This is a genomic window from Celerinatantimonas sediminis (assembly GCF_046054195.1).
Classification (GTDB): domain Bacteria; phylum Pseudomonadota; class Gammaproteobacteria; order Enterobacterales; family Celerinatantimonadaceae; genus Celerinatantimonas.
On record NZ_JBEQCS010000001.1, the window covers coordinates 118,075 to 137,296 of the forward strand.

Annotated in this window: 18 protein-coding genes; 10 read left to right on the plus strand and 8 right to left on the minus strand. The window is 43.8% G+C overall.

What is annotated here, in order from left to right; genetic code table 11:
• Nucleotides 1-37: 37 nt before the first annotated feature.
• The 3 genes from pstA to pstS all read right to left on the minus strand — a co-directional run bounded on the left by pstA (nt 38) and on the right by pstS (nt 3,022).
• Nucleotides 38-928 carry a phosphate ABC transporter permease PstA gene (pstA, locus tag ABTQ23_RS00585; protein ID WP_408613673.1) on the minus strand — a complete coding sequence of 297 codons (891 nt, stop codon included), beginning with the start codon at nt 926-928 and terminating at the stop codon, nt 38-40.
• Nucleotides 925-1,881, minus strand: coding sequence for a phosphate ABC transporter permease PstC (gene pstC, locus ABTQ23_RS00590; RefSeq protein ID WP_408613675.1), 957 nt, complete (start codon nt 1,879-1,881; stop codon nt 925-927). Before pstC ends, pstA begins: the two co-directional genes overlap by 4 nt.
• A gap of 103 nt (nt 1,882-1,984) precedes the next feature.
• Nucleotides 1,985-3,022 carry a phosphate ABC transporter substrate-binding protein PstS gene (gene pstS / locus ABTQ23_RS00595; RefSeq protein ID WP_408613676.1) on the minus strand — a complete coding sequence of 346 codons (1,038 nt, stop codon included), beginning with the start codon at nt 3,020-3,022 and terminating at the stop codon, nt 1,985-1,987.
• A 459-nt stretch (nt 3,023-3,481) separates the two neighbouring features.
• Here pstS and glgC point away from each other — a divergent pair, with 459 nt between their 5' ends.
• The 10 genes from glgC to ABTQ23_RS00645 all read left to right on the plus strand — a co-directional run bounded on the left by glgC (nt 3,482) and on the right by ABTQ23_RS00645 (nt 11,781).
• Nucleotides 3,482-4,732, plus strand: coding sequence for a glucose-1-phosphate adenylyltransferase (glgC, locus tag ABTQ23_RS00600; RefSeq protein WP_408613677.1), 1,251 nt, complete (start codon nt 3,482-3,484; stop codon nt 4,730-4,732).
• Nucleotides 4,733-4,879: 147 nt separating this feature from the next.
• Nucleotides 4,880-5,635, plus strand: a complete 756-nt coding sequence (ubiE, locus tag ABTQ23_RS00605) for a bifunctional demethylmenaquinone methyltransferase/2-methoxy-6-polyprenyl-1,4-benzoquinol methylase UbiE (RefSeq protein WP_408613678.1) — start codon at nt 4,880-4,882, stop codon at nt 5,633-5,635.
• A gap of 8 nt (nt 5,636-5,643) precedes the next feature.
• Nucleotides 5,644-6,255 (plus strand): ubiquinone biosynthesis accessory factor UbiJ, encoded by a 612-nt coding sequence (locus tag ABTQ23_RS00610; protein ID WP_408613679.1) that lies wholly within the window; start codon nt 5,644-5,646, stop codon nt 6,253-6,255.
• On the plus strand, nt 6,245-7,870 hold the full coding sequence (ubiB, locus tag ABTQ23_RS00615; RefSeq protein WP_408613680.1) for a ubiquinone biosynthesis regulatory protein kinase UbiB: 1,626 nt from the start codon (nt 6,245-6,247) through the stop codon (nt 7,868-7,870). Before ABTQ23_RS00610 ends, ubiB begins: the two co-directional genes overlap by 11 nt.
• A 30-nt stretch (nt 7,871-7,900) precedes the next feature.
• A complete protein-coding gene (gene tatA, locus ABTQ23_RS00620) occupies nt 7,901-8,113 on the plus strand; it encodes a twin-arginine translocase TatA/TatE family subunit (protein WP_408613681.1) in 213 nt (70 codons plus the stop codon).
• 6 nt (nt 8,114-8,119) lie between these two features.
• Entirely contained in the window at nt 8,120-8,485 is a 366-nt protein-coding gene (gene tatB, locus ABTQ23_RS00625; protein WP_408613682.1) for a Sec-independent protein translocase protein TatB, read from the plus strand.
• Nucleotides 8,466-9,236, plus strand: a complete 771-nt coding sequence (gene tatC, locus ABTQ23_RS00630) for a twin-arginine translocase subunit TatC (protein ID WP_408613683.1) — start codon at nt 8,466-8,468, stop codon at nt 9,234-9,236. The genes tatB and tatC overlap by 20 nt, the downstream gene beginning before the upstream one ends.
• Nucleotides 9,229-10,005, plus strand: coding sequence for a TatD family hydrolase (locus tag ABTQ23_RS00635; RefSeq protein WP_408613684.1), 777 nt, complete (start codon nt 9,229-9,231; stop codon nt 10,003-10,005). The genes tatC and ABTQ23_RS00635 overlap by 8 nt, the downstream gene beginning before the upstream one ends.
• A 75-nt stretch (nt 10,006-10,080) precedes the next feature.
• Nucleotides 10,081-11,052: a porphobilinogen synthase gene (gene hemB / locus ABTQ23_RS00640; RefSeq protein ID WP_498038930.1), complete on the plus strand. Its 972-nt coding sequence runs from the start codon at nt 10,081-10,083 to the stop codon at nt 11,050-11,052.
• 273 nt (nt 11,053-11,325) lie between these two features.
• Nucleotides 11,326-11,781, plus strand: coding sequence for a hypothetical protein (locus tag ABTQ23_RS00645; protein WP_408613686.1), 456 nt, complete (start codon nt 11,326-11,328; stop codon nt 11,779-11,781).
• A 261-nt stretch (nt 11,782-12,042) separates the two neighbouring features.
• Here ABTQ23_RS00645 and ABTQ23_RS00650 read toward each other — a convergent pair whose 3' ends face one another.
• The 5 genes from ABTQ23_RS00650 to dnaA all read right to left on the minus strand — a co-directional run bounded on the left by ABTQ23_RS00650 (nt 12,043) and on the right by dnaA (nt 19,004).
• On the minus strand, nt 12,043-12,516 hold the full coding sequence (locus tag ABTQ23_RS00650) for an Hsp20 family protein (RefSeq protein ID WP_408613687.1): 474 nt from the start codon (nt 12,514-12,516) through the stop codon (nt 12,043-12,045).
• 444 nt (nt 12,517-12,960) lie between these two features.
• Complete coding sequence (gene gyrB, locus ABTQ23_RS00655) at nt 12,961-15,375, minus strand: DNA topoisomerase (ATP-hydrolyzing) subunit B (RefSeq protein ID WP_408613688.1); 2,415 nt, start codon at nt 15,373-15,375, stop codon at nt 12,961-12,963.
• Nucleotides 15,376-15,388: 13 nt separating this feature from the next.
• Complete coding sequence (gene recF, locus ABTQ23_RS00660; RefSeq protein WP_408613689.1) at nt 15,389-16,453, minus strand: DNA replication/repair protein RecF; 1,065 nt, start codon at nt 16,451-16,453, stop codon at nt 15,389-15,391.
• 23 nt (nt 16,454-16,476) lie between these two features.
• Nucleotides 16,477-17,580, minus strand: a complete 1,104-nt coding sequence (gene dnaN / locus ABTQ23_RS00665) for a DNA polymerase III subunit beta (protein ID WP_408613690.1) — start codon at nt 17,578-17,580, stop codon at nt 16,477-16,479.
• Nucleotides 17,581-17,588: 8 nt separating this feature from the next.
• Nucleotides 17,589-19,004 (minus strand): chromosomal replication initiator protein DnaA, encoded by a 1,416-nt coding sequence (gene dnaA, locus ABTQ23_RS00670; protein ID WP_408613691.1) that lies wholly within the window; start codon nt 19,002-19,004, stop codon nt 17,589-17,591.
• Between the last annotated feature and the right edge of the window lie 218 nt (nt 19,005-19,222).

Sequence of the window (19,222 nt, forward strand, 5' to 3'; positions counted from 1 at the left end):
CATCTCTCTTAATCTCGTAGATCCGAAGGCTAACGGCTTATCCACGCTGTTTTTTCGCGAAAATAACGCGAGCTAAAATATTTAGTATCAATACAAACACAGTAATTAATAACACGCCGGCCCAAGCTAGCTGTTGCCATGAACTAAAGGCGCTCATTGCAAAGTTAAAGATAATTACTGGCAAACTGGCGGTCGGGTTATTTAAGTCTGTGTTGTAGAACTGGTTCGACAACGCGGTAAACAGCAGTGGCGCTGTTTCCCCAGCGATGCGGGCAATCGCCAGCAGAACCCCGGTAATAATCCCCGATACCGATGATTTTAAGGTAATCGATAGGATGATTTTCCACTTCGGTGTCCCGAGTGCATACGCCGCTTCTCGCAAGCTATTGGGGACAAGTTTGAGCATATTCTCAGTGGTTCGAACAACAATCGGGATCTGTAACAGCGCTAGTGACAAAACCCCAGCCCAGCCAGAGAAATGGCCGGTATTCATCACCACGATGGAGTAGATAAATAGCCCCACGACAATCGAAGGCGCCGAGAGCAAGATATCGTTAATGAAACGAGTCAAGCCCGCCAGTGGTGAGTCTTTGCCGTATTCGGCCAAATAAATCCCGGCTAAAATCCCCAGCGGCGTCCCTATGATGGTTGACCAAAACACAAACAAGCCACTACCGACGATGGCGTTGGCTAGCCCGCCTTCGGTTGAGTTAGGTGGCGGAGTCGATTCGGTAAAGAGCTGCAAACTTAACCCTGAAACCCCTTTAGTTAACGTTGAATAGAGGATCCAAGCGAGCCAGAACAGACCAAAGATCATCGTCAATAGTGATAAAAACAGCGCAATACGGTTTTTAACACGACGTTTGGCCTGCATTTTGGTGCGTGAAATGGCTATTTTCTGTTTTTGTAATTCGGCGGTAGTGCTCATGATTTGCGGCCCTCATTTTGTGACAGGCGCAAGACCATCAATTTCGACAACGCCAAAACGATAAAGGTGATAACAAATAAGATGAGGCCTAATTCCATCAGTGCTGAGGTATGAAGCCCAGGTCCTGCTTCAGCAAATTCATTAGCCAGAGCGGAGGTGATACTGTTGCCCGGCTGATACAGCGAAAAGCTCGACATATTGTAGGTGTTGCCAATGACAAAGGTGACTGCCATGGTTTCGCCCAAAGCTCGTCCGAGCCCTAGCATAATGCCCCCAATCACGCCATTTTTGGTAAATGGCAACACAATGTGCCAGATGACTTCCCAAGTGGTGCAGCCAAGGCCATAAGCTGATTCTTTCATCATCGGTGGGGTGCGTTCAAACACATCACGCATGACTGATGAAATATACGGAATAATCATAATCGCTAGGATGACCCCAGCGCTTAGGATCCCAATCCCAAAAGCCGGGCCTGAGAATAAAAAGCCAATTAGTGGCACGTTTGAGAGCAGATCGCCTAGCGGCTGTTGAAAATATTGGGCAAATAACGGGGCAAAAATAAATAATCCCCACATCCCATAAACAATACTAGGAATGGCGGCTAACAGTTCAATGGCAATGCCCAAAGGACGTTTGAGCCAGTTTGGTGATAACTCCGTTAAGAATAATGCGATTCCGAAACTAACCGGAACAGCAATGAGCAGGGCAATGAAGGATGTAACCAATGTGCCATAAATCGGAATCAGGGCTCCGTATTTATCAGCGGGTGGGTTCCACTCTTTGAGCCAAAGGAACGACAGCCCAAATTCTCGGATGGTTGGCATCGACGATATGATCAGCGACACAATAATGCCACCGAGGACTAACAGTGTCACAATCGCTGCGATACGAACGATCGCAGAAAATAGTCGGTCAGTTAGTTTGCTGGGCGCTTTTCTTAGCGGTTGCACCATAACTCTCTCTATTTATTGCTAACTTAATATAAACAAATTCCCCTCCCTTAAAAAAGGGAAGGGAACAACTTGTTTAGACGAAGCGTTTGGTATGTGTAATCACTTACCAGATTGCTTTGCCATCAGCGCCTTTAAACTGAGTAGACCATTCTTCATGAATGACTTTTACCACAGATTCTGGAAGAGGCGCGTAGTCTAATGATTTTGCTAAGTCTGGATGTTTGAAACCAAAATCAACAAATTTCATCACTTCTTTAATTCGTGAAGCATCTTTAGGCTGAGTATGCATCAGGATGAAAGTGCCTGATGTAATTGGCCAAGCATGAGCTCCGGGTTTATCTGTTAAATCTTGCTGGAATGTTTTAGCCCAGTCAGCCCCTGCAGCGGCTGCACTAAAGTTACCACGAGTTGGGCTTAAAATTTCGCCGTCGTGGTTTTTCATTTTGGTATAGGTTAAATGGTTTTGTTTCGCGTAAGCGTATTCAACATAACCGATAGCACCACGAACGCGCTGAACAAATGCGGCGACGCCATCGTTACCTTTGCCACCTAAACCGACTGGCCAGTTAACAGTTGTACCTTGACCTACTTTTGATTTCCAATCGCTGTTTACTTTGGACAGGTAGCCGGTGAATACAAATGAAGTACCTGAACCATCAGCACGACGCACAACTGCGATGTCAGTTGCTGGCAGGTTAAGCTCTGGGTTCAACGCTTTAATCGCTGGGTCATTCCATTTTTTGATTTTACCCAGGTAGATATCACCCAATGTTTTACCATCAAGAACCATTTCATCTGGTTTTACACCAGGGACGTTAATTGCAACAACGATGCCGCCTACAACAGTTGGGAACTGAGCCAGACCGTCTTTAGCCAAAGTTGAATCAGATAACGGTTTGTCTGATGCACCAAAATCAACAGTGCTTGCATTTATTTGTTTGATGCCGCCTGATGAACCGATGCTTTGATAGTTCAACTGAACACCAGTTTCTTTGTTATATGCTGCTGCCCATTTAGAATAAATAGGTCCAGCGAAACTTGAACCTGCACCTGTAATTGTTTGTGCAGCCATAGCTGACAGCGTAGTCAGAGACAGTGTTGCCGCCATAAGACCCGCGACAGTTGTACGCATCAATTTCATGATCCCTCCTAATGGGAGCTTTTTGTAGAATCGACATCATTGTCTGATTCATTCAATCGTTTTTAATTAACGTCTTGCAAAGTAGATGAATACGATGACAAGGATATTTCTTTTTGATGACAGTTTTGTGACACACGCTGTAATAGTTTAGTTTTTAATCGCAATTGTGGGGTGTGGGGATATTTTATTTTTTATCTAATAACGTGCCAATGTGATAGCACAGGCCTTATCAATTGAAAGTTATGAATGCTAGCGCACGATTAGTCAGTTAATTCGGTTGATTTTTCGACGAATTTCTATCCGTTGACTAAGCTCAATAAGAAGATCCCTCTCATAATTTTATGCATGTCTTAGTCATGAGGGGTTTCTGTCCCTTTTATTGCGCTAACTGCATTTAAGCTGTAGCAGGTTTCAACAATGACGTAGAGGGTGGATCATTGATCGTATTACGGAGCCGTTATGTCAGAAAACCGCTATTCTCACCTATCGAGTAACCAACTGATTCGAAGAACCACCGCGATGGTTTTGGCCGGAGGGAAAGGGACTCGACTGCGTGATCTTACTAATCGTGTCGCTAAGCCAGCTATTTCGTTTGGTGGCAAATACCGAATTATTGATTTTACCTTATCTAATTGCGTCAATTCCGGCATTCGCCGAATTGGCATATTAACTCAATACATGGCTCAGGATCTGATTATGCATCTGCAGTCGGGATGGCAGTTTTTTCATTCTGCTCTCGATGAACAGGTTAGTATCATTCCCGCTCAGCAGCGTACTGGCGAAGAATGGTATCGAGGCACAGCTGATGCGGTTTATCAGAACCTGGATTTGATTGACAGTAATCGCTTTGACCGCGTCCTTATTTTAGGGGGCGATCATGTTTATAAAATGGATTATTCAAGGATGGTTAACTTCCATGCGGAAAACGATGCTGAAGTGACTGTTGCTTGTATTCGCACGCCAATTGCTAAAGCGTCATCTTTTGGCGTCATGGGACTGGCTCAAGATGGCCGCGTTCTGAGCTTTGATGAAAAGCCTGCTAATCCCAAATGCGACCCACATGACCCGCAACAGGCGTTGGTTTCGATGGGGATCTATGTCTTTAATACCGACGTATTAGATTGTGAATTACGTAAAGCCCTACTTCAGCCTGGCTATGGGCATGATTTTGGGCACAATATCATTCCATCGCTGTTGTCTAAACGGCGTGTCTATGGTTATGTTTTTGGCGCCAAAGGCCACCCTGGCAACAATGGTTATTGGAGAGATGTGGGGGATTTGGACGCCTATTATGAGGCAAGTATGGACTTATTAGCGCCAGAACCACAGCTCAATATTTATGATAAAGAATGGCCAATTATCACCGATCAGAAACAGCGTCCCGGTGCCAAATTTGTCTTTGATGAAGATGACCGACGTGGTTATGCGGTTGATTCAATGCTCTCTGCTGGGGTGATTGTCTCCGGAGCAGCTGTTCATCATTCACTGTTGTCATTTGATGTGCGCATCGAAGAGCGCAGTGAAGTATACGATAGTGTGTTGTTGCCGGGCAGTGAAGTCGGTAAACGCTGCTTGATTCATAAAGCGATTATTGGTGAAGATTGCATTATCCCTGACGGGATGCAAATTGGCGTTGATAAAGAATTGGATGCCAAACGCTTTACTATCTCTGATCAGGGAGTCGTGCTGGTTACCAGCGATATGTTATAGACAAAAAAGTGCGTGCGGCAAGCTTGGTACGCACTTTTTTGTTTGCCAAGAGCCTGTTAACTCACGATAGAACTGAGAAGCTATTTGGCTATAGGCTGCCCATCAAGTAAACTATCGAACTATCTCTTTTTGTCAGGACAAGTTCGTATGAACAAGCACGAGGACGACACTACCGACTTTGGCTTTACCCAAGTTCAAAAATCTCAAAAGGCCGACATGGTCGCTGATGTATTCCACTCTGTAGCCGCTAAATATGACATTATGAACGATCTGATGTCGATGGGTATCCATCGTATTTGGAAGCGTTTCACCATTGACTGTAGTGGGATTCGTCCCGGGCAAAAAGTGCTCGATTTAGCCGGTGGTACTGGTGATTTAACCGCAAAATTTTCTCGTTTAACCGGGCCTTCTGGACAAGTCGTACTGGCTGACATCAACGATTCAATGCTTAAAGTTGGTCGCGCGAAGCTGCGCAATCGTGGCATTGCTGATAATGTTCGTTTTGTTCAGGCGAATGCTGAAGCATTGCCGTTTCCTGATAACACGTTTGATCTGATCACCATTAGCTTTGGTTTGCGTAACGTGACCGATAAAGACAAAGCGTTGGCATCGATGTTCCGGGTTCTTAAACCTGGTGGGCGGCTGTTGATTCTTGAGTTCTCTAAACCGCAATATAAGCTTTTAAGCAAAGTTTATGACCAATATTCGTTTCGCGTTCTGCCGTTAATGGGCAAATTGATTGCACATGATTCTGAAAGCTACCGATATCTGGCTGAGTCGATTCGCATGCATCCTGGTCAAGAAAAATTAAAATCCATGATGGAACAGGTGGGTTTTGAGAATGTCGAATACTTTAATATGACCGGCGGGATTGTAGCACTGCATCGGGGTTACAAATTTTAGGAGTCAATATGCCTTTTGCTCCATTAATGTCAGCATGTCTGGAGTTAGTTAGTAATCACTATCTTAGTTTGGATGAAAACTCATCCAAACGCTTAAACAAACTCAGTGGCAAAGTGGTGGCCGTTCAAATTACGCCATTGCCAACTATCTATTTTAATATTGAATCTCATCAGTTAGATGTTCTGAATCATTTTGAAGGTCAAAGCGATAGTCAACTGAAGGCATCCGTGTTTAGTGCGGTGAAATTACGCGACCCCAATCGTCTGCCTGAGCTGATTAAATCGGGTGAAGTTGAACTCACTGGTGATATTCGTGTTATCCAGCAGTTTGCAGCGCTTTTTAGCGACGTTGAGCCCGATTTTGAAGAGAAGTTATCGACACTTATTGGCGATGCTCCCGCGCATTTATTGGTGCATCAGCTGCAAAAATTAGTTGAGATGATTCGTGTAAGCTCGGCCCAAAGTGTGGCTAAAGGTGCTGAATTAGCCATTGAAGAGTGGCGCATTGGCGTTGGCAAAACCGAATTTAATGATTTCTCTTGTGATATTAGTGCCCTGAAATCTCAACTGAATCAATTTGAGGCAAGGTTAAAGCAGCTGGCGGCTCGACATGGGAATTAAGGCTGCACTTCGTTTTTGGGTTATCGTCCATACTCTATGCCGTTTTGGGATTGATGAAGCCATTCCTCGGAAGTTTTGGCCGTGGCCAATGCGCTTGGCGCGAAGGTTATTATTTTTCTGGCCGAATCGATATAAAAAAATGCCAATCGGCGAGCGCTTACGCTTAGCGTTAGAAACGTTAGGTCCGGTGTTCGTAAAATTGGGTCAGATGCTTTCAACCCGCCGAGATCTACTCTCAAAAGAGGTCGCGGAATCTTTAGCACTTTTGCAAGATCAGGTGAAGCCCTTTGCTGGCGAAGAAGCGATTAAACGCATTGAAAAGGCGCTGGGAAAACCCCTTAATGAGGTGTTCAGCGAGTTTGATATCGAACCGCTAGCTTCGGCTTCGATTGCGCAGGTTCACTGTGCAACGCTTGCTGAGAATGGCGAAGCGGTGGTGGTTAAGGTCATTCGCCCGGGAATTGAAGATGTTATCGATTCTGACATCAGCCTGATGCGCCGTTTTGCCCGGTTGCTGCGCGTAATTCCAGATGCCAAAAGGTTGCGTCCGGTTGAAGTGATTGAAGAGTATCAGCGCACCCTTATCAATGAATTAGATCTTATTCGAGAAGCGGCCAATGGCATTCAGCTGCGACGTAATTTTGAAGGCTCAAAAGAGCTTTATATCCCTGAGGTGTACAGCGAACTTTGCCATAAAAATGTGCTGGTGATGGAGCGAATTTACGGTATTCCCGTTTCTGATGTCGATCAGCTCATTGCCCAAGGTACGGATTTGAAATTGCTTGCTGAGCGTGGTGTGGAAGTGTTTTTCACCCAAGTGTTTCGTGACAGTTTCTTTCATGCCGATATGCATCCGGGCAATGTGTTTGTTTCCTACGAGCACCCTGAAGATCCAATGTATATTGGTATTGATTGCGGCATTGTGGGAACGCTTAATCGTGATGACAAACGCTATTTAGCGGAAAACTTTCTGGCATTTTTTAATCGTGATTATCGAATGGTTGCGCAATTGCATGTTGATTCTGGTTGGGTGCCAGCCGATACCAATGTGAGCGAGTTTGAAGCGGCCATTCGTACAGTCTGTGAACCGATTTTTGAGAAACCGTTGGCAGAAATTTCATTTGGCCATGTGCTGGTGAATTTGTTTAATACCGCGCGGCGTTTTGATATGCAGGTCCAGCCACAGCTTGTATTGCTGCAGAAAACGCTGTTATATATTGAAGGGCTTGGGCGTCAGTTATATCCACAACTGGATTTGTGGAAAACTGCCAAACCATTTTTAGAAAAATGGATCCGTCATCAAGTAGGCCCTGGTGCGCTGTTTGATGCGATTAAAGCAAAATCTCCCCATTGGATGGAAAAATTTCCGGAAATTCCTGAGCTCGTATACGAAAATCTGCAATTGGCGCGTCGTCATCAGCAGAATTTTGGTGAGCTTTCTAAACTTTACTTAAATCGACAAAAGGCCAAGCAGGCGAGCTTATTCTATGGGTTAGGTGCTGGTGCATGCCTCATTAGTGCTGCTATTTTATATAGTGTAGATATACGAATTTGCGCCGTATTACTCGGTTTAACCGTCGTTTTAGGAGCTTTTGGTTTTAGAAAGCTTCGTTAACTATAATCAACGCGAAAGTAGGAGCAAGCTATGGGTGGCATCAGTATCTGGCAATTATTAATTATTGCGGTCATTGTGGCGTTGTTATTCGGTACTAAGCGCTTGCGTGGTATGGGCGGCGATATCGGCCATGCGGTTAAAGGCTTTAAAGACGCGATGAATAGTCAAGATAAGGAATCTGATTCTAAGCAGACGCGTCAGAACACGGATGATAAAGACGACACCAATAAACCGAACCAGTAAACAATTATGTTTGATATTGGGTTTTGGGAGCTGGTGTTATGCGCGGTGATTGGTCTGGTTGTCTTAGGCCCCGAGCGTTTGCCTAAGGCGATTAGGGCCGTTATGCGCTGGGTTTATATGTTGCGTTCGATGGCTAATCAGGTCAAAGATGACTTGGAAAAAGAAATTCAGTTGAAGGAGCTTCGCGAAGAGGTCGAAAAGGCGCGACAAGCAGGTTACCACATCGGTGGGCAGTTAAAAGATAGCCTCGCTCATCGAGATATCTCCCGCCAAGATAGCGATGAAGATGTTGTGAGCGCCGATATAACACCAAAGCAGGAAGAAGACGTCAAAGATTCAACGCATAAGGGCAATGATGAGCCAAAATCCTGAATCAGAATCTGAGTCTGTCCCCCTTATTAGCCATCTGTTAGAACTGCGCCGGCGTTTATTACGATGCATTCTGGCGGTTTTAATCATCTTCGCTGCATTGGTGTACTTTAGTGACACTATCTATAGCTGGGTTGCTAGGCCATTATTGGCCGTTTTACCTAATCACTCATCAATGATTGCAACTGAGGTTGCTGCGCCATTTTTAACACCTATCAAGCTGACGATTGTCTGCTCGGTATTTATTGCCATTCCTTTTATTCTGGCGCAGGTTTGGTTGTTCATTGCCCCAGGTTTGTATCGCAGCGAAAAGCGGATGGTTTTACCACTCGTTGTGGCCAGTACCGTCTTGTTTTATGCGGGGATGGCATTTGCTTATTTTGTGGTATTTCCTTTAGCTTTTAAGTTTTTTACGGCAGTTGCTCCGGCCGGGGTAACCATAGCAACCGATATATCGAGTTATCTAAACTTTGTGTTGAAGCTGTTTTTTGCGTTTGGCGCGGCGTTTGAAATCCCTATTGCCACGGTTTTATTGTGCTGGTCGGGGATAACATCAGTGCAGTCGTTGTCAGCCAAACGGCCATATGTCATTGTAGCTGTCTTTGTTGTCGGAATGTTGTTGACGCCTCCTGATGTGATTTCTCAGACGCTGTTAGCATTGCCGATGTGGTTTTTATTTGAATTAGGTTTGTTTTTCGCGCGTTTTTACACCCGCAAAAATGAGACGGAAAATACAGAGTCGTTAGATGATTGATATTGCTTTAAATCTTTCCAGTGGTCAGTTTGATAAAGACCGTGACGAGGTCATTCATAGAGCAAGAGATGTTGGTGTAGAACAGTTTTTATTGCTTGCCAGTGAAGTTGAAGAGGCTCGTCAATTGGTGAGTATGACTGAGCGCTACCCGGGATGTTTTAGCACTGCTGGTTGTCATCCTCATCAAGCACAGTTATTTAACAATGATAGTCCCAATGTTATCAATGAGTTAGCAAAATTAGATAAAGTCGTTGCTGTCGGGGAATGCGGTTTGGATTATAATCGTGACTATTCACCTCGGGATGTTCAGCGTCAGGTGTTTATCTCGCAGCTTGATTTAGCCGCCTCTGTTAATAAGCCCGTACTTTTGCATGAGCGCGATGCCCATGATGAGTTTATGGCTATCCTTGAGCCTCGACTTGCTTCGCTTCGCTCTTGTGTACTGCATTGTTTTACCGGTTCGAAACAAGCGCTAGAGCGCTATTTAGCAGCAGGGTTATATATTGGCATAACCGGTTGGATTTGTGATGAAAGACGCGGCAAGGATTTACGAGAGCTCGTCAAGTTAATCCCTGCCGAGCGGTTGTTTTTAGAAACAGACGCGCCTTATCTCTTACCTAGAGATATGCCTAATAAGCCTAAGAGTCGGCGTAATGAACCCTGTTATTTACCTCATATTTATGAGGTTGTCGCCAAGCTTCGCCAGGTTTCGGTCAGCGAGCTGACCGCTCAGATTCGGGATAATTTTCAGCGCGTATTTCTATCCTGAGAAATTTTATTAATGCTCAACAATTCAAATGGGAGTTCTCTTGTGAATGAGTTAAGTCAGTTTCCTTTGCGACGGATGCGTCGTCTTCGTGCCCATGATTTTTCACGCCGTTTAGTGGCTGAAAATCAATTAACTGTTGATGATCTTATCTATCCGATGTTTGTATTAGAGGGGAGTGGACGAGTTGAAGAAGTCTCTTCCATGCCGGGTGTTTTTCGTTACAGTATCGACGAGTTGGTAAAGGAAGTTAAAGAGTGTGAAGCGCTTGGCATCCCATTGATTGACTTGTTTCCCTATGTTGAAGCTGATAAAAAATCTTTACACGCTGAAGAAGCCTATAACCCTGATGGATTGATTCAACGCGCCATTCGAGCAATTAAAGCTGAATGTAAAACTATCGGCGTGATGACCGATGTCGCACTAGACCCTTTTACAACACATGGGCAAGATGGGATTATCGATGATAATGGTTATGTTTTAAATGACATTACGATTGAAGTGTTGGTCCGTCAGGCGCTATCTCATTTAGAGGCCGGTGCAGATATTATTTCTCCAAGTGACATGATGGATGGCCGTATTCTGGCGATGCGTGAAGCCTTTGAAAAAGCAGGTTTCGTGAATGCGCAGATTATGGCGTATTCTGCTAAATATGCATCGTGCTTCTATGGACCTTTTCGCGATGCAATTGGCTCGAGCTCTAACATTAAAGGCGGTAATAAAAAGACCTATCAGATGGACCCTGCAAACGGTGCCGAAGCTTTGCATGAAGTGGGCTTGGACCTTCAAGAAGGTGCTGATATGGTGATGATTAAACCCGGAATGCCATATCTTGATTTGATTCGCCAAACCAAAGATACCTTCCATGTCCCAACTTTTGCCTATCAAGTTAGCGGTGAATATGCCATGCAGATGGCCGCTATTCAAAACGGTTGGCTCGAAGAAAAAGCCACTATTATGGAATCTTTGCTTTGCTTTAAACGGGCTGGTGCTGATGGTATTTTAACTTATTTTTCTAAACGCGTAGCCAAGTGGCTTGCTGAAGAATAGGGTTTGCTTGTAGCTTAAGTCTTTTTGAATAATAGCCTGTTATGATTAAATAACGGGCTATTTTTTTGTCTAAATTGTGTAGTTTATAGCTTGTCATTTCATCTAGTCTAGTTGCTAAGAGATGCTCTCTTAGCGCGCACTTGTTTTATTTTCCTTATGTTATATTTAACTGTTTTATTTAGGGTTTTTAATAAACTGGTGCTTAGCAATAGATCTGTTATTATCGAGTATATTGTTCTATTTATAGCCATTGAACCGATAAAGAAGGCAATTATGAAAAATATCCATTTTGGATTATTCCTGTTGGGTGCTGTTTTATTAGCGGGGTGTAGTAGCCATCCATCGATGTATTCTTCTGGCAGTAAAATCCAAATTGATCGTCCTATCTATTTGCGCGGTGTTTTTACGTGGTGGGATGCTGACCCGCAGTATCAATTGCAACAAGTTTCGGGGCAGAAGGGGTTGTGGATGACTGAAGCTGAACTCATCGCCGATGGTCGTCCATACGAATGGAAGATTGGTGATAAAGATTGGCATTGTGGAACTGATTTTGGATATAAGTCGGATAGCTCATTGTTAAAAGAAGGACAGAAGCGGGTTGTTGATGCTTGTGCTGAATTTAATAGTATTAAGTTTATCCCGAAAACAGATGGAACCTATCAATTCTTTTTGGATTTAAGAGGGCAGGATCCAGTGGTCTATGTTCGTAAAAAAGATCAGCAATCTTGATCTTATCTTAGTTGATCTTTTGTGTTGGATCAGTCTTCACCGGATCACTATTACTATTATTGATTATTTTAATTTTAGTGTTTCACGTGAAACAATTTCCCACGGAATCGCTGTTAACATCTAGCTGATAAATTCATTATGTTTCACGTGAAACGATCAGTCAGAAAGTGCTCTTTTAATGTGAAAGTTCTCTTTTAATATACAGAATAAAAAGCCCGGCTTTATGCCGGGCTTTCTGTAACTGTGTGATTGATGCGGTTATTAACCTTCAATCAATTCTGGGTTACGACCTGAATGAATCGCGATTTTTTTAGGTTTCAATTCTTCAGGTACTTCGCGTACCAAGTCAATATGTAACAAGCCATTTTCTAAACTAGCTGATTGTACTTTAACATGGTCAGCTAATTGGTAACGGCGTTCAAAGCCTCGTTCGGCAATCCCTTGATACAGGAATTTGCGACTATCCGCTTTTTCACCTTCTGAGGTTTCTTCTGGTGTTTTGCTACCAGTGACAATTAATGTATTTTCATGGCTAGTAATATCCAGTTCTTCTTCTTTGAAACCAGCGACTGCCAGAGTGATACGATATTTATCATCACCGATTAATTCGATGTTGTATGGTGGATAACCGTTGCCATTTTGTGCTGATGCACTAGCTGCCGCTTCGACTAGATCTGCTAAGCGATCGAAACCAATGGCGCTACGATAAAGTGGTGTGAAATCAAATGTACGCATAATATTAATCCTCTTATGTTGAGCAATTAATGAAGGTGACTGATTGAATCAATCCAGTCAGAACCATTTTTGTTGTGACCCTCTCGGCATCACAACTATAAAATGGGTGTGAGTCGAGATTTTTCAAGATAAATTTTTCAAATTTTTTCTTAATTTTTAAATAACCAATTGAATTATTGTAGATTAAATTCTCTTTTTAATTGTCCTTCACAATGCACAATGATGTGCTAGTCAATATTTGGTAGCTTGCTCTGAGATATCGGCAGAATTGGTAGCAAAGAAAAAAGAAAATTTATAACGTAATTGAGATTCTTGAGAATCGAATCGCTGGGCTTAGAGATACAAAAAAGATGGGATATAGGTATTATATCTGGGGGTAGGGAGAATAAAAAACCGGGAAATAATCCCGGTTTTGTGTGCATCAATGCTAATTAATTAGCAGAACTAGATATCTAAGTTCGCAACATTTAACGCATTGGTTTCAATGAATTCTCGGCGAGGCTCAACTTGGTCACCCATTAGAGTCGTAAATAACTGATCGCAAGCAATTGCATCATCGACGGTAACTTGAAGCATACGGCGAGAATCCGGATCCATTGTGGTTTCCCACAGCTGCTCTGGGTTCATTTCACCAAGACCTTTGTATCGCTGAACTGAAATTCCTTTTTTAGAATCGTTCATTAACCAGGTCAGTGCTTCTTCAAAGCTAGTTACTGGATATTGCTTATTGCCGCGTTCAACGTAAGCACCTTCTTCAATCAGATTCCCGATGACTTTACCCAGCTCAACGATGCGTTCGTATTCATGGCTTTCAAAGAATTCATATTCAAAATGATATTCTGTATCTACGCCATGCATACGATACTGAACCCGAGGTTCCCAAACAGGTACTTCTTTATGGCGAACAAGTTCCACTTTATAGAAATTACCTTTTGGCAGTCGGTCATTCACGGATTTAACGAGTGCTTCCATCCATTCTTTAAGCACTGCTTCATCTTTAAGCTGTTCAGCAAGCAAAGGCTCTTGGTAGATCATCTGATTTAACAAATCGCGAGGGTAGCGACGCGCTAAACGGTCCAGCATTTTCTGTACGGTACGATACTGACGAACCATGCTTTCCAGTGCAGCGCCTTGAATCGCCGGTGCATGTTCACTGACATGTAAACTCGAATCATCTAATGCAAGAGATGTGAAGTATTCAACCAAGGCTAAATCATCTTTGATGTAAGTCTCTTGTTTGCCTTTTTTCATCTTATATAAAGGTGGTTGGGCAATATAAACGTAACCACGCTCAACGATTTCTGGCATCTGGCGATAGAAGAAAGTGAGCAATAGGGTACGAATGTGTGAACCATCCACATCGGCATCGGTCATGATAATGATATTGTGGTAGCGAGTTTTATCTGGATTATATTCATCGCGCCCAATACCACAACCGAGTGCGGTAATTAGAGTTGCGACTTCTTGAGAAGAAAGCATTTTATCAAAACGCGCTTTTTCAACGTTAAGAATTTTACCTTTCAGCGGCAGGACGGCTTGGTTACGCCGATTTCGTGCTTGTTTGGCACTACCACCCGCTGAGTCCCCTTCCACAATATACAGTTCAGAAAGGCCTGGGTCTTTTTCCTGACAATCAGCTAGTTTGCCAGGTAGCCCTGCTAAATCTAACGCGCCTTTGCGCCGTGTCATTTCACGAGCTTTTCGAGCGGCTTCTCGAGCACGAGCCGCATCGACAATTTTCTGCGTAATTTCTTTAGCAGCTGCCGGCTGTTCAAGCAAAAACTCGCTAAATTTTTCACCCATTGCCTGTTCTACAGCGGTCTTAACTTCTGAAGAAACTAGCTTGTCTTTAGTCTGGCTTGAGAACTTTGGATCTGGAACTTTGACCGAGACAACTGCGGTTAACCCTTCGCGAGCATCTTCGCCAGCGGCGTTAGTCTTATTCTTTTTACCAATTTCTTTATCCATATAGGTGTTGAGTGTGCGCGTTAGGGCAGAGCGGAATCCTGCCAAGTGCGTACCACCATCACGTTGTGGAATGTTGTTGGTAAAACAGTAGATGTTTTCTTGGAAGCTGTCATTCCACTGCATGGCAATTTCGACAGTAATTCCGTCATCTCTATCTGAGGTGAAGTAGAAAGGCGCATCATGAATTGGCGTTTTTTTAGCATTTAAGTATTCAACAAATGCCTTAATACCGCCTTCATACATAAAGTGGTCTTCTCTATCATCTCGTTCGTCTCTTAAGATAATTGAGACGCCAGAGTTTAAGAAGGATAGCTCGCGCAGACGTTTAGCTAAAATATCGTAGCTAAATTCTGTTTTGGTAAAGATGGTGTCGCTTGGCCAGAAACGAATTGCTGTCCCGGTTTGATCGGTTTCACCAATTGGTTTTAACTCGGCTACTGGCTCGCCCAGTTTGTAGTACTGTTCGTAGACGTGGCCTTGACGACGAATCACTAATTTTAGTTTTTCTGACAAAGCATTAACAACGGAAATACCAACGCCGTGCAGACCACCAGAAACTTTATATGAGTTGTCATCAAATTTACCGCCGGCGTGAAGCACGGTCATAATTACTTGTGCCGCAGAAACACCTTCTTCTTCGTGTAAGTCTACCGGGATGCCTCGGCCATCATCGGTGACAGAAACGGAACCATCGCCGTGAATGGTGACGACGATATCTTTACAGTAGCCTGCTAATGCTTCATCAATGGAGTTATCGACCACCTCAAAGACCATATGGTGTAGTCCAGTGCCATCATCGGTATCACCGATATACATTCCAGGACGTTTTCTCACTGCATCAAGACCTTTTAAGACCTTAATGCTTGACGAACCATAATTATTTTCAGCCATGTTTCGCTCTCGTTTACTGTTGTGTGATGCTGCCTTGTTTCACGTGAAACAGGCTGCTATCGGTTAAATCAAAGCCTTCTAGCATTTGCTGCTCGATCGCTGTAATAAATACTTGCGCACTATTGCGTTGCAAATATTGCGCTAAAAGCGCTCGTTTATTTGGATCAAGCTCGGCAGCGAAGTCATCAATTAAATAAATAGTTGGTTTATTTAATACACGATATGCGTATTGCCCTTGCGCTAAAAGCAGGGCACAAACCAACAACTTCAACTGGCCTCGGGAAATCGTTTCAGCTGCGTTCCCTTGTTCAGTTCTAATTCGGATATCAGCTTTATGAGCACCGGCAAGGGTGAATCCCATTAGCTTTTCCCGTTCATAATTTTGCTCAAGTATTTCTGTCAAACTTGAGTCATGATTCCACCCGTTATACAAACTAAATTCAAATTTGTACTCAGGTAAAAAATCTTCAGCAATTCGCTGAATTTCTGGAACCAGTTGAGCAAAATAATCCTGCCTCATCTGGCAGATTGCTTCGGCTTGAGTTACCAACTCTCGGTCCCAGAATGACAATTCCTGATAGCTAGCTCGCCGCTTTAACAGCGCATTGCGCTGTTTGAGTAAGCGTTTATAACGATGCATCACTGTCTGAAATTGTTGTTCCACGTGAAACACTCCCCAATCGAGATAAGCTCGGCGATAACGGGGACTGCCGTTTACCACGCTGTATCCTTCTGGGTGAATCAACTGAATCGGCAGTATCTTTGACAATTCAGCTTGAGTGCGAACCGTTTCACCATCGATTCGTAGTTGTGTTTCACCTGATACTTGTTTGCACAGGCCAATCCGATGTTGATTAGCCTGTGCAAACAAAACCAGCTGGGGTTGTTGATGCTGAACAACCTGGCGGATTCGAGAGCTTCGAAATGAGCGCCCAAATCCGAGTAAATATAGCGCTTCTAAAATGCTTGTTTTTCCGCTGCCATTGTCACCAATAATCGCATTTAAATTAGAGTTGAACTGCATCCGCTGTTCACTAATGTTGCGAAAATTGGTCATTGTCAGTGCGTCAATTGCCATGAATAAAAACTAAAGAGGCGTTACTACAGACGCATCGGCATGATGACATACAATGCCTGACCACTTTGCTCGCTATCTTCGATAATTGAGCCTGTGATGCTGTCTGACATAGTAATGCGTACTTGGTCAGATTTAAGCGCATTAAGCACGTCTAAAAGGTAAGACACGTTAAAACCAATTTCTAAATCATCCCCTTGGTAAGCAACATCTAGAATTTCTTCTGCTTCCTCTTGTTCAGGGTTATTCGCTGTAATGGTTAAGGTTTGCCCGGTTAACTGCAAACGAACGCCACGAAATTTTTCGTTCGATAAAATAGCGGCTCGTGAAAATGCTTGGCGCAGTTCTTCGCGTCCGGAGATAAGTACTTTATTGCCACCGTTAGGAATCACGCGTTTGTAATCAGGGAAACGTCCATCAACTAATTTGCAGGTAAATGTAAAGCCTTCAACGCTGGCGCGAATGTTATTTGCACCAATTTGAATTTGAACCATCGCGTCATCTTGGTCGAGCAAGCGAATCAGTTCTAACACACCTTTACGTGGGACAATAACCTGAAGACTTTCCAGAGGCTGACCTAAATCTGTGGATGCAACCGCGATTCGGTGCCCGTCACAGCCAACCGTTTTAAGTGTTTGTCCTTCGGTTTCAAACAACATCCCATTTAGATAATATCGAACATCCTGGCTAGCCATAGAAAACTGTGTATTATCAATTAGTTGCTTTAAAACTGCTTGATTGATAGCCAAGTCCAGTTGCGGCTGCCAACTGTCCACATTGGGATAATCTTCAGCGGGCAATGTGGCCAATGAAAAGCGGCTACGCCCCGAGCGAATTTGCAAACGATCCCCTTGCGCTTTGCACTCAATGGAGCAACCATCAGGCAAACCTTTGCAGATATCGACGAATTTCTTGGCCGGAACGGTGACCGAGCCTGATTGCTGTGCACTTTCAACGTCGAGCGAAGCGATAAGCTCTACTTCCATATCAGTACCAGTCAGTGAGAGCGAATTTTCACTCACTACAAGCAAAATATTGCCCAAAATTGGCACCGTTGGCCGACCGCCAATGGCGCTACTGACCAATTGCAGAGGTTTGATTAACGCTTCCCGGTTAATTTGAAATTGCATGACATTACCTATGAGGACAAAGTACGAATTAAGTTCTGATAATCTTCTTTGATATCATGGCTTTCTTCGCGTAGCTGATTAATCTTACGACAAGCATGTAGTACCGTAGTATGGTCACGGCCACCAAAAGCATCACCGATTTCAGGCAAGCTATGGTTGGTTAACTCTTTGGCTAAAGCCATCGCTAATTGACGAGGGCGGGCAACTGAGCGTGAACGGCGCTTTGATAACAAGTCCGCTACTTTAATTTTATAATATTCAGCAACGGTTTTCTGAATATTATCAATAGTTACCAGTTTTTCCTGTAACGCTAACAGATCGCGCAACGCTTCTCGGACAAAGTCGATGGTAATGGCGCGTCCGGTAAAATTGGCATTGGCAATAACGCGGTTTAATGCGCCTTCTAATTCACGCACGTTAGAGCGCAGTCGCTTGGCAATAAAGAATGCAACTTCATCGGGCAGACTAATATTATTTTCCTGAGCTTTGGTCATTAAAATCGCGACGCGAGTTTCAAGCTCGGGTGGTTCGATAGCAACGGTCAGCCCCCAGCCGAAGCGACTCTTTAGTCGGTCTTCAACACCATCAATCTCTTTAGGATAACGGTCACTGGTTAAAATAATCTGTTGATTCCCTTCCAGCAGCGCATTGAAGGTATGAAAGAACTCTTCTTGAGAACGCTCTTTATTGGCAAAAAACTGAATATCATCGATAAGCAGCGCATCGACACTGCGATAGTAGCGTTTAAAATCTTCAATCGCGTTATTTTGCAGCGCTTTTACCATATCCTGAACAAATCGTTCAGAGTGCATGTAAACCACGCGCGAGTTGCTTTTGCGCTCCAAAATACCATTGCCGACAGCATGCAATAAGTGTGTTTTACCCAAGCCTGTACCACCGTATAAGAATAGTGGGTTATAGGCTCCTCCCGGATTGCTCGCAACTTGCGAAGCTGCAGCTCGAGCTAGCTGGTTTGACTTACCTTCTACGAAGTTATCAAATTTGTGCTTGGGGTTTATGTTATTGCGATGATTAATGGTTTGCGCGGGGCTAGTATTATCTCGATCCCAGCTGCGCTCCTGATACACGGGTTTAGCGACAACAGACGCAACTGGTGCTGGCGATGCTGATGGTGTGGCAACTTCAGGTTGAGGTTGCTGGCGAACTGGACGGCTGCCCACTTCAAAGCGCAGCTTCGGCTTATCATGACCACAATACTCTTCAAGTAGCGCGTTGACTCGAATCACGTATTTGTCTTTGACCCAGTCTAAAACAAAGCGATTCGGCGCGTATAACGTCAGCAGTTCATCTGCCTGTTCAACTTGCAACGGACGGATCCACATACTAAATTCTGTAGCCGGCAATTCATCCTGCAATCGACTGACAATCTGCTGCCATAACGACACACTCACACGCAACTCCATTAGATCTCGAAATGACCGATTATTTTATACCGGAAGGCGGATAAACTCTAGGGCATGTTGATAATTCACGGCCAAAAAATAATCGTTCTGCGGGCTGAATCATCACGCTTATTGAGTATTATCATAAAAGCTAAATTTGAGGTGATTTACAGGTGCTGAAATAGCCTCAAAACCACCTCTAAAAAGTATATAGCGACTTTTGCATCATTCTAACATTT

Bases quoted from the DNA above. Each gene is read 5' to 3' on its own strand.
- pstA (WP_408613673.1), bottom strand. From the start codon at position 928: ATGAGCACTACCGCCGAATTACAAAAACAGAAAATAGCCATTTCACGC.
- pstC (WP_408613675.1), bottom strand. From the start codon at position 1,881: ATGGTGCAACCGCTAAGAAAAGCGCCCAGCAAACTAACTGACCGACTA.
- pstS (WP_408613676.1), bottom strand. From the start codon at position 3,022: ATGAAATTGATGCGTACAACTGTCGCGGGTCTTATGGCGGCAACACTG.
- glgC (WP_408613677.1), top strand. From the start codon at position 3,482: ATGTCAGAAAACCGCTATTCTCACCTATCGAGTAACCAACTGATTCGA.
- ubiE (WP_408613678.1), top strand. From the start codon at position 4,880: ATGAACAAGCACGAGGACGACACTACCGACTTTGGCTTTACCCAAGTT.
- ABTQ23_RS00610 (WP_408613679.1), top strand. From the start codon at position 5,644: ATGCCTTTTGCTCCATTAATGTCAGCATGTCTGGAGTTAGTTAGTAAT.
- ubiB (WP_408613680.1), top strand. From the start codon at position 6,245: ATGGGAATTAAGGCTGCACTTCGTTTTTGGGTTATCGTCCATACTCTA.
- tatA (WP_408613681.1), top strand. From the start codon at position 7,901: ATGGGTGGCATCAGTATCTGGCAATTATTAATTATTGCGGTCATTGTG.
- tatB (WP_408613682.1), top strand. From the start codon at position 8,120: ATGTTTGATATTGGGTTTTGGGAGCTGGTGTTATGCGCGGTGATTGGT.
- tatC (WP_408613683.1), top strand. From the start codon at position 8,466: ATGATGAGCCAAAATCCTGAATCAGAATCTGAGTCTGTCCCCCTTATT.
- ABTQ23_RS00635 (WP_408613684.1), top strand. From the start codon at position 9,229: ATGATTGATATTGCTTTAAATCTTTCCAGTGGTCAGTTTGATAAAGAC.
- hemB (WP_498038930.1), top strand. From the start codon at position 10,081: ATGCGTCGTCTTCGTGCCCATGATTTTTCACGCCGTTTAGTGGCTGAA.
- ABTQ23_RS00645 (WP_408613686.1), top strand. From the start codon at position 11,326: ATGAAAAATATCCATTTTGGATTATTCCTGTTGGGTGCTGTTTTATTA.
- ABTQ23_RS00650 (WP_408613687.1), bottom strand. From the start codon at position 12,516: ATGCGTACATTTGATTTCACACCACTTTATCGTAGCGCCATTGGTTTC.
- gyrB (WP_408613688.1), bottom strand. From the start codon at position 15,375: ATGGCTGAAAATAATTATGGTTCGTCAAGCATTAAGGTCTTAAAAGGT.
- recF (WP_408613689.1), bottom strand. From the start codon at position 16,453: ATGGCAATTGACGCACTGACAATGACCAATTTTCGCAACATTAGTGAA.
- dnaN (WP_408613690.1), bottom strand. From the start codon at position 17,580: ATGCAATTTCAAATTAACCGGGAAGCGTTAATCAAACCTCTGCAATTG.
- dnaA (WP_408613691.1), bottom strand. From the start codon at position 19,004: ATGGAGTTGCGTGTGAGTGTGTCGTTATGGCAGCAGATTGTCAGTCGA.